This is a genomic window from Lysobacter sp. GCM10012299 (assembly GCF_042649405.1).
In the GTDB taxonomy this organism is placed as follows: domain Bacteria; phylum Pseudomonadota; class Gammaproteobacteria; order Xanthomonadales; family Xanthomonadaceae; genus Lysobacter_J.
Genome location: NZ_JBHRZC010000008.1, coordinates 74,024 through 87,296, shown reverse-complemented (window position 1 = coordinate 87,296; position 13,273 = coordinate 74,024). Strand labels below are relative to the sequence as shown.

Below are 13,273 nucleotides of genomic sequence, written 5' to 3'. Positions count from 1 at the left end.
AGCGCGCCCGCCGTTAGCGCGGCCTGTCGTGATTACAGCCGCGCGTCGATCTCGTCCCGCGGGTACAGGCTCTTGATGTCGTACAGCAACGCGTGCGGCCGGCCGAACGCGCGCGCGCCCTCGGCACCGAGTTCGCGGAACTGCTCGTGCGCCACGGCAACCACGACGGCGTCGTAGGTTCCGGCCTGCGGCGCGGCCGACAGCATTTCGACGCCATAGGCGCGTCGCGCTTCGTCGGCATCGGCCCAGGGGTCGTAGATGTCGACCTTGGCGCGGTACTCGCCGAACTTCTCCGCCAGCTCGACCACGCGCGTGTTGCGCAGGTCCGGGCAGTTCTCCTTGAAGGTGATGCCCAGGATCAGGATGCGCGCACCGGCGACGGCGATGCCGCGCTGGATCATCAGCTTCACCACGTCGGCGGCGACGTGTTCGCCCATCGCGTCGTTGATGCGGCGGCAGGCCAGCAGGATGTCCGGGTAGTAGCCGGCCTGCTGTGCTTTCTGGATCAGGTAATAGGGGTCCACGCCAATGCAATGCCCGCCGACCAGGCCCGGGCGGAACGGCAGGAAGTTCCACTTGGTGCCTGCTGCTTCCAGCACCTCGGTCGTGTCGATGCCCAGGCGCTGGAAGATCAGTGCGAACTCGTTGACCAGGGCGATGTTGGCGTCGCGCTGGGTGTTTTCGATCACCTTGGACGCTTCGGCCACGCGCAGGCTCGAGGCCTTGTGCGTGCCGGCCTTGATGATGCTGCGGTAGAGCGCATCGACGAAGTCCGCCGCCTCGGGCGTCGAACCGGAGGTCACCTTGGGAATATCGACCAGGCGCCGCTTGCGGTCGCCGGGGTTGATGCGCTCGGGGCTGTAACCGACGAAGAAATCCTGGTTGAAGGTCAGCCCGGATGCGCGCTCGAGTTCGGGCACGCAGATTTCCTCGGTCGCGCCCGGATAGACCGTCGACTCGTAAACGATCACGTCGCCGGACTTGAGCAGCGCACCGATCGTGCGGCTGGCCGCGATCAGCGGCGAGAAATCCGGGCGCTTGTGCTCGTCGACCGGCGTGGGCACGGTGACCACGAACACGTTGCAGTCGCCCAGGCGCTGCGGGTCGGACGTCAGCTGCAGCCGCGTCGCCCCGGCCAGGTCGCCGCGGTCGGTTTCGCCGTTGTAGTCCTCGCCGCGGCCCAACTGCTCGACACGACGCGCATCGATGTCAAAACCGAGCGTGTCGTACTGGCGTCCGAACTCGACCGCCAGCGGCAAGCCGACGTAGCCCAGCCCGACGACCGCGATGCGCGACTGCGAAATATCCTGCATCCACCTACCCGCTCAGTGATACGGCGCCCGGACCGGTCGCCACCAGTGGCCATTCTAGGGCCAGCGGGCCTCACGCCATCCAGCGCACCAGCACATATCCGCCAATCGACAGCCAGCCGAACAGCACCGCCGCCAGCAGCAGCGGTCGCGGACCGAGCGCGCGCAGCTTCGACACGCGCGTTTCGATGCCAAGGGCGGCCATGGCCGTGGCGAGCAAGAGCGTGTCGAGCGTGAGCAGTGCCGAACGCATGACGGCCGGCACGGTCACGACCGAGTTCAGGGCCACCACGCCGAGGAAGCCAAGTGCGAACCACGGAATCACCATCGCCCGCTGCCCGCCGTTGCGCGCCTCGCGCCAGCCGAGCACCAGCAGCACCGGCACCAGCATCAGCACCCGGGTGAGCTTGACGACGACCGCGGCATCGGCCGTTTCCGGGCTGATGGCGCTGCCGACCGCCACGACTTGCGCCACCTCGTGCACGGTCGCCCCGGCGTACAGGCCGAACTGCGCCGCATCCAATCCCAGGTGCGGGTACAGCTGCGGGTACAGGAAGATGTTCAGCGTGCCGAACAGCACCACGCTGGCAACGGCGATGGCCACCTTGCTGGCCTCGGGCCGGATCACGCGTTCCACCGCCAACACGGCGGCGGCACCGCAGATCGCGCTGCCGGCGGCGGTGAGCAAGGCCGTGTCGCGGTCCAGGCCAAACCAGCGGCGGCCCACCCAGGTGCCCAGCCCCAGCGTCGACACCACGACGATCAGGTCGATCAGCAGGCCATGAACGCCGACCGCGGCGACATCCTGGAAGCTCAGGCGCAGGCCGTAGAGCACCACGCCGGCGCGCAGCAACTGGCGCTGGGCCAGGCCGATGCCGGGCGCGATGCCGGCTGGCAGGCGCGCACCGGCCAGGTTGCCGATCAGCATGCCCATCACGATCGCGACGGTCAGCGCGCTCAGCTGCCAGCGCTGCAGCAGCGGCAATTGCGCTGCCGCCAGGGCCAGCAAGCCGACGGCGACCGCCAGGGCGAGGCCCGCAGCGGATGGCGGCAAACGGCCCGGAAGCCAGGGACGGGATCGGGTTTGGGATTGCGGTGCGACGTAGGCCATGGACGTCATGGTCACCGCCGGCGATCATTCAGTAAATTTGAGATTCCTTAGCCTTGGCATAAACTTCCCTGATGATCGGCATCAGCCCCCGGCAGCTGGAAGTGTTCGTGGCCATCGCCACCGGCGGCAGTGTCCGCGCCGCGGCGGAGCAGCTGCACCTGACCCAGCCCGCAGCCAGCATGGCGCTGGCGGAACTGGAGCGCGTCCTGGGCTCGCCATTGTTCGACCGCACCCAGCGCCGCTTGCACATCAACGCACGCGGCCGCCAGCTGCTGCCGCTGGCGCAGGAGCTGCTCGAGCGCATGCGCGAACTGGGCCGGCACGCGGGGCACGAGGACGACCTGCTTTCCGGCGAACTGCGCGTCGGCGCCAGCAACACGGTCGGCAACTATCTCGTCGGTGACCTGCTCGGCGGATTCATCACCGCCCATCCACAGGTCGCGCTGAAGCTGCGCGTCGACAACTCCGCGGCGATCGTCGCCGGCGTGCTCGATTACAGCCTCGACATCGGTTGCATCGAAGGCCCGGCCGCCCACCCGGACCTGGAGCTGCTGCGCTGGCGCGACGACAACCTGTGCGTGTGCGCCCCACCCGCGCATCCGCTGGCCAAACGGCGGCGCCTGCGCCCGGAAGATTTCGCCGGTGCGCGCTGGATCCTGCGCGAAGGCGGATCGGCCACCCGCGGCCAGACCGAACGCGCGCTTGCAGCGCTTCCGGCCGGCGAAACGGTACTCGAACTGGACCAGAGCGAGGCGATCAAGCAGGCCGTCATCGCGGGGCTTGGACTCGCCCTGTTGCCGGAGGTCGCGGTGGCACATGCGCAGGCCGCGGGACGCCTGGCCGTGCTGCGCACGCCGTTCCTTGGCCTCAAGCGACAGCTCAGCCTGGTGTTGCACCGGCGCAAGTACCGCAGCGCGCTGCTGCGTGAGTTCCTCGACAGCGTGCGAAAGCGCTGAGCCCACGTTCACCGGTTGCATTTCACCGGAGACTCACGACGCCGTCCTACTCTTTGCGAGCGCCCCGCCGTGGAGTCGGGCGCGTTCTTTCCGACACAAAGGGAGACGACGATGGCCGAGCAAGGGAAGCCGAACATCCTTTTCATCATGGGCGACGACATAGGCTGGTATAACGTCAGCGCCTACAACCTCGGCGTGATGGGTTACAAGACACCCAACATCGACCGCATCGCCAAGGAAGGCGCGCTGTTCACCGACTGGTACGGCCAGCAGAGCTGCACGGCAGGACGCGCGGCATTCCTGACCGGACAGTCGCCGATCCGCACCGGCCTCACCAAGGTCGGCTTGCCAGGCGCGGAACTCGGACTGGGCCCGAAAGATCCCTGCATCGCCCAGGTCCTGAAAGCGCAGGGCTATGCCACCGGCCAGTTCGGCAAGAACCACCTCGGCGATCGCGACGAACACCTGCCGACGATGCACGGCTTCGATGAATTCTTCGGCAACCTTTATCACCTCAATGCCGAGGAAGAGCCGGAGAACGAGGACTACCCGAAGGACCCGAGGTTCAAGGAGAAGTTCGGTCCGCGCGGCGTGCTCAAGTGCAAGGCCGACGGCAAGGGCGGGCAGACGATCGAGAACACCGGCGCGATGACGAAGAAGCGCATGGAAACCATCGACGAGGAATTCCTCACCGATGCCAAGGCCTTCATCAAGCGCAACAACGGCAAGACGCCGTGGTTCTGCTACTTCAACACCACGCGCATGCACATCTTCACGCACCTGAAGAAGGAGTCGCAGGGCAAGACCGGCTATGGCCTGTACCCGGACGGCATGGTCGAGCACGACGGTCACGTCGGTGAACTGCTGGCGTTGCTCGACGAACTGGGCGTGGCCGAAAACACGATCGTGGTCTACACCACCGACAACGGCGCCGAAAGCTTCACCTGGCCCGACGGCGGCACCACCCCGTTCCGTGGCGAGAAGGCGACCAACTGGGAAGGCGGTTTCCGCGTGCCCTGCGTGATTCGCTGGCCCGGCACGATCAAGCCCGGCACGGTGATCAACGAGATCTGCTCGCACGAGGATTTCCTCCCCACGCTGGGCGGCGCCGCGGGCGACAACGATGTGGTCGACCGCGTCCGCAAGGGCGGCAAGATCGGCGACACCTCGTTCAAGGTGCATCTGGACGGACACGACCTGCAGCCGCTGTTCAAGGGCGAAGTGGACAAGTCGCCGCGCGAGTTCTTCCCGTACTGGAGCGACGACGGCGACCTGCTCGCCATCCGCGTCCGCCACTGGAAGATCAGCTTCCTGGAACAGCACGCCGAGATCACACCCAAGACGCCGCTCGGTGTCTGGCAGGGGCAGTTCACCACCCTGCGTGCGCCGAACATCTACAACCTGCGTGCGGATCCCTTCGAGGGCGGTAGCGACGGCATCTACTACGGTGACTGGCAGGCGCGTCGCATCTTCCTGCTGGTTCCGGCGCAGGCGATCGTCGGCAAGATGCTGGAAAGCTTCAAGGAGTTCCCGCCGCGCGCGAAGGCGGCGAGCTTCACGGTGGGCGATGCGATGGAAAAGATCACCACCGCCAGCCCAAGCCAGAACTGATCCCGACGGTGGCGCGGCGATTTGCCGCGCCACCGTCCGGCGTGTCCTACTGGAGGACGTGCGTATTCGTCTCGAATTTCGCCAGCGATTCGCCGTGGAAGGTGAAACGAAGCTGCAGGGCTACCGGATGCCCTGACGTTCCGCCCTTCGAGGCCGGGTCATCGGCGATGCAGTCCGCAACGGGCGGCTGAAGGGATGAGCTGAAACACTCAAGCGACATGCCGTTGCGCGCCGCCAGCGCATCCACGAGGCCTTTGGACGATCCGTTCGGCGTCTCGCGCGCGACGGTTTCGTTCCAGAATTTCTCGCGCTCATCCAGGTTGCTGCGCTGGAACATGCCGTCGAACAGCCCGGTCGAGCGCAACACCAGCACGCCGAACACCAGGACGATCAGATAGCCGATTGACTTCCCCATTTGCCCCCTCCCCTCATGAAGGGCCGCCCCCCGGCCCGGCCTGAGCTTAGCAAGCCGGGTAATGCAAAAAAGGATTCGGTGGTGCCCGGAGCCGGAATCGAACCGGCACGGCCTTTCGGCCAGCGGATTTTAAGTCCGATGCGTCTACCAGTTCCGCCATCCGGGCTGGGATGCGTGGTGCGCGCTAGCTTACGCGAAAGCCAAAAAGCAAAAAGCCCAACCTTCCGGTCGGGCTTGTGCTTTGAACTTGGAGGCCTGGGTCGGAATTGAACCGGCGTACGCGGCTTTGCAGGCCGCTGCATAACCACTCTGCCACCAGGCCGGTGACTTTCGAATCCGCAATGCGGATTCTTCCATATTCCAGGCCCGTTCACGCAAGGGGGCCGGAAACAACAAGGCCCCGCTCGCGGGGCCTTGGTTGAGGGCACTGATGTAAGGCCACCCTCGAATTTGGAGCGGGAAACGAGACTCGAACTCGCGACCCCGACCTTGGCAAGGTCGTGCTCTACCAACTGAGCTATTCCCGCAGAGGAACCGACATTTTAGGCATGGAAGCGAATCTGTCAACCACTTTTTCGCTTCCCCGGAGGTCCCTGTCGCCGGACTTCCGCATTGCCTCTCAACACCCCACCGGACGTGCCACTGTCCGGTCGATCAGCGAACACTGCACCGTTCGCGATGACGCTATTTTCTATGAACGCGCGTCTTCGCGCAAGACCGGCCATGCAGCCCGCAGATACAAAAGTCCGGACCACAACGTCAGCAACGCCGCCGCGGCCAGCAGCCACTCGCCGACCATGAACACATTGATGCCCGCGAAAGGCTCCTGGTACAGCAGGCACACCAGCGCGACCATCTGCACGATCGTCTTGATCTTGCCGATACCGGCCACCTTCACCGTGGCGCGCTGGCCGAGTTCAGCCATCCATTCGCGCAGCGCGGAGACCGCAATTTCGCGGCCGATGATCACTGCCGCCCACAACGCCATCCACACCGTCGGGTGCTTCTGCACCGTCAGCAGCAATGCCACCGCCACCATCAGCTTGTCGGCCACCGGATCGAGGAAGGCGCCGAACGCCGAGTACTGGTCGTAGCGTCGCGCGATCCAGCCATCGAGCCAGTCGGTGACGGAAGCAAAAGCGAAGATGAAAGCGGCCGCGAAGTTCGTCCACTTGAACGGCAAATAGAACACCAGCACCAGTACCGGGATCAGCAGGATCCGCAGCAGGGTCAGCATGGTCGGTACCGTCAACTTCATCCTTCGCTCCGCGCGCCGCTCTTAGCGTCGTTCATGTCGGGTGTGTCCAGCCCGTGCAGGGTCGCATAGATACGCTCGGCAAGGGCATCGTTGATGCCATCCACCCGCGCGATTTCCTCGACGCCCGCCGCCTTGAGGCCGCCCAGGCCGCCGAAATGGCGCAGCAGGCTGGCGCGCCTGCGCGGCCCGATGCCGGCGATGTCCTCCAGGCGGCTGGTATTGCGCGCCTTCTGCCGGCGGCCGCGGTGGCCGGTGATGGCGAACCGGTGCGCCTCGTCGCGGACCTGCTGGACCAGCTGCAGCGCCGGGGACTCGGCACCCGGGTGCACGCTGCGGCCATCGGGCAGCAGCAGCTCCTCGTCGCCCGGGCGCCGTGCCGGCCCCTTGGCCACGCCCACCAGGGCCACGCCCTTGACGCCCAGCTCGTCCATGACCGCGCGCGCCTGCGCGACCTGGCCGGCGCCACCGTCGATCAGGAGGATGTCGGGCATCAGGCCGCCCTCTTCCACCGCGCGGCGGAAGCGGCGTTCGATCGCCTGGTGCATCGCCGCGTAGTCATCCCCGGGCTCGATGCCGCTGATGTTGTAGCGCCGGTACTGGCCGCGCACGGGGCCCTCGGCGTCGAAGACGACGCAGGACGCCACTGTCGCCTCGCCCATGGTGTGGCTGATGTCGAAGCACTCGATGCGCACGGGCAGCTCATCCATGCCGAGCATGTCGCGCAGGGCTTCGGCGCGGGCACGCTGGGCGGCATGGCTGGTGCGCTCGCCGGCCAGGGACAGCTCGGCGTTGCGCTTGGCCATGTCGAGGTAGCCGGCGCGTTCGCCGCGCACGTTGCACCGGATCTGCACCTTGCGCTCGCCGGCGCTCGACAGCGCCTGCTCGATCAGTTCCCGGTCCGGGATATCGCGGTCGAGCACGATCTCGCGCGGTGGCTGCTGCTCGCCGTAGTACTGCGAGACGAAGGCCGCCAGCACTTCCTCGGGGTTGTCGCTGCCGTTGGTCTTGGGGAAGAACGCGCGCGTGCCGAGGTTCCGGCCGTCGCGGAACGCGAGCAGCAGCACGCACGCGGCAACGCCCTGCATGGCGATCGCCAGCACGTCCAGGTCAGCGGCGCGACCGTCCACGTACTGGCGGGCCTGCACGCTGCGGATCGAGGCGACCAGGTCGCGCAGGCGCGCAGCCTCCTCGAAGTCGAGTCGGATGCTCGCCGCTTCCATCGACTTGACCAGGTCGTCGCTGAGTTCGTCGCTGCGCCCTTCCAGGAACAGGCTGGCACGGCGCACGCTCTCGGCGTAGTCGCGCGCCGGCACCATGCCGACGCACGGCGCGCTGCAACGGCCGATCTGGTGCTGCAGGCACGGCCGCGAACGGTTGCGGAACACGCTGTCCTCGCAACTGCGCAGCTTGAACAGCTTGTGCATCAGGTTGAGCGAATCGCGAACCGCTCCGACGCTGGCATAGGGGCCGAAATAGCGCCCGGGGATGGCGCGCGGCCCGCGATGCATGGCGATGCGCGGCCATGCTTCCTGAGTCATCAGCACATAGGGGTAGCTCTTGTCGTCGCGCAGCAGCACGTTGTAGCGCGGCTTGAGCGACTTGATCAGTTCGTTCTCGAGGATCAGCGCCTCGGTCTCGGTGCGCGTGACCGTCACTTCCATGCGCGCGGTCTGCGCCAGCATGGTCATGATCCGCGCCGACTTGGGCGTGGCGTTGAAGTAGCTGGAAACGCGGTTCCTGAGCACGCCGGCCTTGCCGACGTAGAGCACGCTGTCGTCGGCCGCGATCATCCGGTACACGCCCGGCGCGGTGCTGAGGTTCCTGACGAAGGCCTTGCCATCGAACGGCGTCGTTTCGACTTTGCTCATCGCACACCCTCCCGGCCCGGTTGCGGCCGTGCGAGGCCGTCGGGAGCCATGGCGGGAAGGGTGTCGAGGGCGGGCGTTGCGATCACAAGCATCGGCTCAAGAGTTGGGCCAATTATGCGACAGGACAAGCCTTCGCCGCGTTGAGCTGTAGCCCGGGTAAGCAAAGCGCACCCGGGTTCCGCGCGCCTAAAGCCGATACTCGCGCCGCAACCTCGCAATCGCCCCATCAGCCGCACGGTCCAGCAACTGGAAGACATGCTCGAACTGCGCCGGCCCGCCCGTATACGGGTCCGGCACCTCGCCGTCGCCATCCACTCCCGCCCAGTCCAGCAAGAGCGCCGCACGGGCGTGCGAGCCGCGCGGCGCGCGCGCCTCGACATCGCGCAGGTTGGCGTGGTCCGCACACAACAGCCAGTCGAAGCGCTGGTAGTCCGCGGCGGCAAGCTGGCGCGCGCGAAGTCCGGAGATGTCGATGCCGTGCTCAGCGGCATTGGCAATCGCGCGGCGATCCGGCGGTTGACCAACGTGCCAGTCGCCGGTACCGGCCGAATCAAGCTCGACCCGGCCGGCCAGGGTCGATGCCGCGATGCGGGCGCGCAGGACGCCTTCGGCCACCGGAGAACGGCAGATGTTGCCCAGGCAGACGACGAGCAGCCGGATTTGGCCAGGCATTACAGTCAACGTGGATCCGGGATTTCGCCGGGATGAGGGTGAGTGCTCAGCCACGGCCGGCGGCGATCCAGGCCTCGGCACGGGCCAGGTCTTCGGGCGTGTCGACGCCCGGCGGGAACGGCTCGGGAGTAATCCCGACGGCGATGCGATAACCGGCCTCCAGCACGCGCAGCTGCTCCAGCGATTCGATCTGCTCCAGCCGCCCCGGCGGCAGTGCCGCGAAGCGCTGCAGGAAACCGGCGCGATAGCCGTAGATGCCGATATGGCGCAGCCACTCGCCCTGCCCCGGCATGCTGCTGCGGTCACGGGCGAAGGCGTCGCGCGGCCACGGAATCGGCGCTCGGCTGAAGTAGAGGGCATTGCCGTTGCCGGCACGCACCAGCTTGACGGCATTGGGATCGAGCAGCGTCTCGACGTCGGTCACCGGTGCGGCCAGCGTCGCCATTTCTGTGTCGCCGTCCAGCATCAGTGCAGCGACGGCACGGATGCCTGCGGCCGGCGCGAACGGTTCATCGCCCTGCAGGTTGACCACGACTGTGTCGTCGCCCCAGCCGGCGATGCGGGCGCATTCGGCGAGGCGGTCGGTGCCGGACGCGTGGTCCTGCGAGGTGATCGCCACGCGTACGCCGCTCGTGTCGGCGACTGCGGCGGCAATACGTTCATCGTCGGCGGCGACCCAGACCTCGCGCGCACCGGCCTGCAGCGCGCGCCGTGCCACGTGCAGCACCAGCGGTTCGCCGGCGAGCATCCGCAACGGCTTGCCGGGAAGGCGGCTGGCGGCGTATCGGGCCGGAATGGCGACGACGAAATCGGACGCGCTCATGACTGCTTCCCTTCGTTCGCGCTGGCGCGGTACGGGCGCGCCTTGCTCGTCAACCGGTCGAGGAACGACACCCAGAACGCCTCGGGCAATTCGGCACGCACCGGCACGCTGAAATGGCGGTCGTCGGCGAACGCGGTGCACTTGACCGCGTCTTTCTCGGTCATCAGCACCGGCAGTTCGCGACTGCCGAACTCGAAGTCCTCGGCGCTGTAGCGGTGATGGTCGGCGAACGCATGCGGAACCACCGCGATGCCGAATCCGCGCAGCATGGAGAAGAAGCGCTCGGGGTCGCCGATACCGGCCACCGCATGCACGCGCTGGCCCGAGAATGACGCCAGGCGGCGTGGGCGCCCGCCCAGCATCGGCTGCACCTGATCGGCGATCAGGCGCATCGGCCATTCGCCAAAACCGGTGTCGCCATTGCCATTGCCACCGGCGCCGACGTTGACCACGCGGAAGTCGCAACGGGCGCCGCGCTCGGGCAGCTCGCGCAGCGGCCCGGCCGGCAGCAGCTGGCCATTGCCGTAGCGGCGACGGCCATCGACCACCTCGATCTCGATGTCGCGCGCGAGCTTGTAGTGCTGCAGGCCGTCATCGCAGATCACCAGGTCGCAGCCAGCCTCGGCCAGCGCCCTGGCGGCGGCGGCGCGGTCGCGGTCGACACGGATGCGCACGCCCGTGCGCTGCGCGATCAGGACCGGCTCGTCACCGGCGACATCGGCCGGACTGCGGAAGTCCACCCACATCTGCGCGCTGGCGTCATCGCGACCGTAGCCGCGACTGGCGACGCCGGGGCTCCAGCCTTCTGCGCGCAGGCGTTCGACCAGAGCGATGGTGAGCGGCGTCTTGCCGGCGCCACCGGCCGTGATGTTGCCGACCACGATCACCGGCACGCCCGGATGCTGGCGCTTGAGCCAACCCTTCAGGTAAAGGTTGCGACGCAACCCGCTCAGTGAACCGTAGACCGCCGAAAGCAGGCGCGCACCGAAGGGCACGCGCACGTCGTCGTACCAGAAAGCCGGGGTTTGCGACGAGCGTTTGCTCATTCAGCCTCGCGGAACTGCATGCGGTGGAGATGGGCGTAGAGGCCGCCGAGCATCAGCAGCTCGCTGTGCGTGCCACGCTCGACGATGCGGCCCTGGTCGAGCACCAGCACCTGGTCGGCATGTTCGATCGTCGACAGGCGGTGCGCGATGACCAGCGTGGTACGGTTGGGCATCAGGTGGTCGAGCGCGTCCTGCACCAGTCGTTCGGACTCGGTGTCGAGCGCGGCCGTGGCTTCGTCGAGGATCAGGATCGGTGCGTCCTTGAGCATCGCGCGCGCGATCGCCAGGCGCTGGCGCTGGCCGCCCGACAGGCGACCGCCCTTGGCACCGATCTCGGTGTGGATGCCCTGCGGCAGGCGTTCGACGAACTCCATGGCGTTGGCGCCGCGGACGGCCTGCTCCAGCGCCGGTTCTCCAGCCGTCTGCAATTCGCCGTAGGCGACGTTGGCAGCCACGGTGCCGTCGAACAGCATCACCTGCTGGCCGACGAGGGCGATCTGGCGACGCAAGTCCTGCAGGCGGTACTCCTGCAGCGGATGGCCATCGAGCAGGATCTGCCCGGCCTCGATGTCGTAGAAGCGCGGGATCAGCTTGATCAGCGTCGACTTGCCACTGCCGGATCGGCCGACGATTGCGGTGACCGTGCCCGGGCGTGCGACGAAACTGATGTCGGACAGCGCCGGCTGTGCCTGGCCCGGATAACGCGCGGTGACGTCGCGGAACTCGAGCAGTCCCTGCGAACGCTCCAGCGGACGCCGGCCGGTGTCGATCTCGTCGGGCGTGTCGAGCACGTCGAACAGGCGTTCGGCCGAAGCCACGCCACGTTGCAGCATGCCCTGCACGTTGGTCAGCTGCTTCAACGCCGGAATCACCGCCAGCATCGAGGTCATCAGGCTGACGAAATCGCCTGCGCTGAGGCGACCGTTGGCGGCCTCGCGGCCGGCGAAGAACAGCAGCAGCGCCAGGCCGACCGCGCCCATCAGCTGCACCACCGCCGAAGAGATGCTGCGCGTGGACTCGACCTTGAGGCTAAGGCGAAGGTGATGGTTGGCCTGGCCGGAGTAACGCTCCAGCTCGGCGCCCTGGGCACCGTAGACCTTCACTTCCTGGTGGTTCGACAGGGCCTGGTCGGCCGACTGCAGCAACTGTGCTCCGCTCTCCTGGATGCGATGGCCGATGCGGCGATAGCGACGGCCGACGGTGTCCATCGTCCAGGCCAGCAACGGGCCCAGCAGCAGGATGGCGAGGGTCACGCGCCAGCTGTAGTAGAGCATCACGCCCATCATCGCCACGACCTGCAGCGATTGCTGCAGCATCACCTTGGCGGCGTCGATCGCGGCCTGCGCGACCTGGTCGCTGTCCGAGCCCAGGCGCGTGAGCATCGAGGCAACCGGCTCGGTGTCGAAACGCAGGCCTGGCAGCCGCATGTACTTGCCCAGCACCATCACGCGCAGGTCGCGGGCGATGCTGCGGCCGGCGCGGGCCATGAAGGTGTCGGTGATATAGCCGGCAATGCCGCGGGCGACGAAGATGCCGACGATCGCCAACGGCAACAACAGGCTCAGCTTGCGGTTGTTGTTGATGAAGGTCTCGTCGACCACCGGCTTCATCAGCCAGGTGAAGGCGCCGGCGGCGGCGGCTTCGACCAGCATGCCCAGCAGCGCGATCAGCAGCACGCCGCGGTACGGCGCTACGAAGTGCTGGAGGCGGCGGTAGGTCGACCAGGGCGACGGCGAGTCGCTCACTTGCCCGCCCCCGCGGCGCCCGTGTCGGTGTGCGGCGCGTTGGTCTGCGGCGCGGTGGCGTTCATGACCTTGCGGAAACCGAGCTGGCCGAGTGCGTCGTAGACGGTGACCACGGCCTGGTACGGCGTGCGGGCATCGGCGCGCAGCATCACCGGGCGGTCGCGGTCGTTGCCGGCGACTTCCGCAATGGTGGCCTTGAGCGACTCGACGTCGCTGCGCAGCACTTCGCGGTCATCGACGAAGTAACGACCGTCGGCATTCACCAGCACGATCAGCGACTTCGACGTGTCGCTGGCCGGCTCGCCAGTGGCGCGCGGCAACTCGAGCTTGAGCACCGAGCGTGCATCGAAGGTCGCGGTCACGACGAAGAAAATGATCAGCACCAGGATCACGTCGATCAACGGGACCAGGTTGATCTCCAGCCCGTCTTCGAAGGCGCGGTGGTCGCGAATACGCAT

At 67.2% G+C, this 13,273-nt stretch carries 12 protein-coding genes and 3 tRNA genes; 2 read left to right on the top strand and 13 right to left on the bottom strand.

Translation table 11 applies throughout. The annotated features are described in order from the left end of the window. Nucleotides 1-32: 32 nt before the first annotated feature. Nucleotides 33-1,313 (bottom strand): nucleotide sugar dehydrogenase, encoded by a 1,281-nt coding sequence (locus ACFOPO_RS17325; RefSeq protein WP_386704852.1) that lies wholly within the window; start codon nt 1,311-1,313, stop codon nt 33-35. Between the two features lie 70 nt (nt 1,314-1,383). After that, nucleotides 1,384-2,421, bottom strand: a complete 1,038-nt coding sequence (locus ACFOPO_RS17320; protein WP_386704893.1) for a YeiH family protein — start codon at nt 2,419-2,421, stop codon at nt 1,384-1,386. Nucleotides 2,422-2,492: 71 nt separating this feature from the next. Between ACFOPO_RS17320 and ACFOPO_RS17315 the strand changes: the two genes are divergently transcribed. After that, complete coding sequence (locus ACFOPO_RS17315; RefSeq protein ID WP_386704851.1) at nt 2,493-3,377, top strand: LysR substrate-binding domain-containing protein; 885 nt, start codon at nt 2,493-2,495, stop codon at nt 3,375-3,377. Nucleotides 3,378-3,488: 111 nt separating this feature from the next. Next, a complete protein-coding gene (locus ACFOPO_RS17310; RefSeq protein ID WP_386704850.1) occupies nt 3,489-4,988 on the top strand; it encodes an arylsulfatase in 1,500 nt (499 codons plus the stop codon). 46 nt (nt 4,989-5,034) lie between these two features. On the opposite strand, the gene ACFOPO_RS17305 is transcribed toward ACFOPO_RS17310, so the two are convergent. The 11 genes from ACFOPO_RS17305 to ACFOPO_RS17255 form a co-directional block, all read right to left on the bottom strand. Continuing rightward, nucleotides 5,035-5,403: a hypothetical protein gene (locus ACFOPO_RS17305; RefSeq protein ID WP_386704849.1), complete on the bottom strand. Its 369-nt coding sequence runs from the start codon at nt 5,401-5,403 to the stop codon at nt 5,035-5,037. A 79-nt stretch (nt 5,404-5,482) separates the two neighbouring features. Continuing rightward, nucleotides 5,483-5,569 (bottom strand) — tRNA-Leu (locus ACFOPO_RS17300). An 82-nt stretch (nt 5,570-5,651) separates the two neighbouring features. Next, nucleotides 5,652-5,725: transfer RNA gene (locus ACFOPO_RS17295), tRNA-Cys, on the bottom strand. A gap of 129 nt (nt 5,726-5,854) precedes the next feature. Continuing rightward, nucleotides 5,855-5,930 (bottom strand) — tRNA-Gly (locus ACFOPO_RS17290). Nucleotides 5,931-6,094: 164 nt separating this feature from the next. After that, on the bottom strand, nt 6,095-6,661 hold the full coding sequence (gene pgsA / locus ACFOPO_RS17285) for a CDP-diacylglycerol--glycerol-3-phosphate 3-phosphatidyltransferase (protein WP_386704847.1): 567 nt from the start codon (nt 6,659-6,661) through the stop codon (nt 6,095-6,097). Beyond that, nucleotides 6,658-8,529: an excinuclease ABC subunit UvrC gene (uvrC, locus tag ACFOPO_RS17280; RefSeq protein WP_386704846.1), complete on the bottom strand. Its 1,872-nt coding sequence runs from the start codon at nt 8,527-8,529 to the stop codon at nt 6,658-6,660. Before uvrC ends, pgsA begins: the two co-directional genes overlap by 4 nt. A gap of 186 nt (nt 8,530-8,715) precedes the next feature. Further along, nucleotides 8,716-9,189 (bottom strand): low molecular weight protein-tyrosine-phosphatase, encoded by a 474-nt coding sequence (locus tag ACFOPO_RS17275; protein WP_386704892.1) that lies wholly within the window; start codon nt 9,187-9,189, stop codon nt 8,716-8,718. A 58-nt stretch (nt 9,190-9,247) separates the two neighbouring features. After that, nucleotides 9,248-10,024: a 3-deoxy-manno-octulosonate cytidylyltransferase gene (kdsB, locus tag ACFOPO_RS17270; protein WP_386704844.1), complete on the bottom strand. Its 777-nt coding sequence runs from the start codon at nt 10,022-10,024 to the stop codon at nt 9,248-9,250. Then, a complete protein-coding gene (gene lpxK / locus ACFOPO_RS17265; RefSeq protein WP_386704843.1) occupies nt 10,021-11,070 on the bottom strand; it encodes a tetraacyldisaccharide 4'-kinase in 1,050 nt (349 codons plus the stop codon). The genes kdsB and lpxK overlap by 4 nt, the downstream gene beginning before the upstream one ends. Continuing rightward, nucleotides 11,067-12,815 (bottom strand): lipid A export permease/ATP-binding protein MsbA, encoded by a 1,749-nt coding sequence (gene msbA / locus ACFOPO_RS17260; RefSeq protein WP_386704842.1) that lies wholly within the window; start codon nt 12,813-12,815, stop codon nt 11,067-11,069. The genes lpxK and msbA overlap by 4 nt, the downstream gene beginning before the upstream one ends. Then, nucleotides 12,812-13,273 carry an ExbD/TolR family protein gene (locus ACFOPO_RS17255; protein WP_386704841.1) on the bottom strand — a complete coding sequence of 154 codons (462 nt, stop codon included), beginning with the start codon at nt 13,271-13,273 and terminating at the stop codon, nt 12,812-12,814. The genes msbA and ACFOPO_RS17255 overlap by 4 nt, the downstream gene beginning before the upstream one ends.

Excerpts from the sequence above, each read along its gene's own strand:
- ACFOPO_RS17255 (WP_386704841.1), bottom strand. The coding sequence starts at position 13,273 with ATGCGTATTCGCGACCACCGCGCCTTCGAAGACGGGCTGGAGATCAAC.
- lpxK (WP_386704843.1), bottom strand. The coding sequence starts at position 11,070 with ATGAGCAAACGCTCGTCGCAAACCCCGGCTTTCTGGTACGACGACGTG.
- kdsB (WP_386704844.1), bottom strand. The coding sequence starts at position 10,024 with ATGAGCGCGTCCGATTTCGTCGTCGCCATTCCGGCCCGATACGCCGCC.
- ACFOPO_RS17315 (WP_386704851.1), top strand. The coding sequence starts at position 2,493 with ATGATCGGCATCAGCCCCCGGCAGCTGGAAGTGTTCGTGGCCATCGCC.
- ACFOPO_RS17310 (WP_386704850.1), top strand. The coding sequence starts at position 3,489 with ATGGCCGAGCAAGGGAAGCCGAACATCCTTTTCATCATGGGCGACGAC.
- pgsA (WP_386704847.1), bottom strand. The coding sequence starts at position 6,661 with ATGAAGTTGACGGTACCGACCATGCTGACCCTGCTGCGGATCCTGCTG.
- uvrC (WP_386704846.1), bottom strand. The coding sequence starts at position 8,529 with ATGAGCAAAGTCGAAACGACGCCGTTCGATGGCAAGGCCTTCGTCAGG.
- ACFOPO_RS17305 (WP_386704849.1), bottom strand. The coding sequence starts at position 5,403 with ATGGGGAAGTCAATCGGCTATCTGATCGTCCTGGTGTTCGGCGTGCTG.
- ACFOPO_RS17320 (WP_386704893.1), bottom strand. The coding sequence starts at position 2,421 with ATGGCCTACGTCGCACCGCAATCCCAAACCCGATCCCGTCCCTGGCTT.
- ACFOPO_RS17325 (WP_386704852.1), bottom strand. The coding sequence starts at position 1,313 with ATGCAGGATATTTCGCAGTCGCGCATCGCGGTCGTCGGGCTGGGCTAC.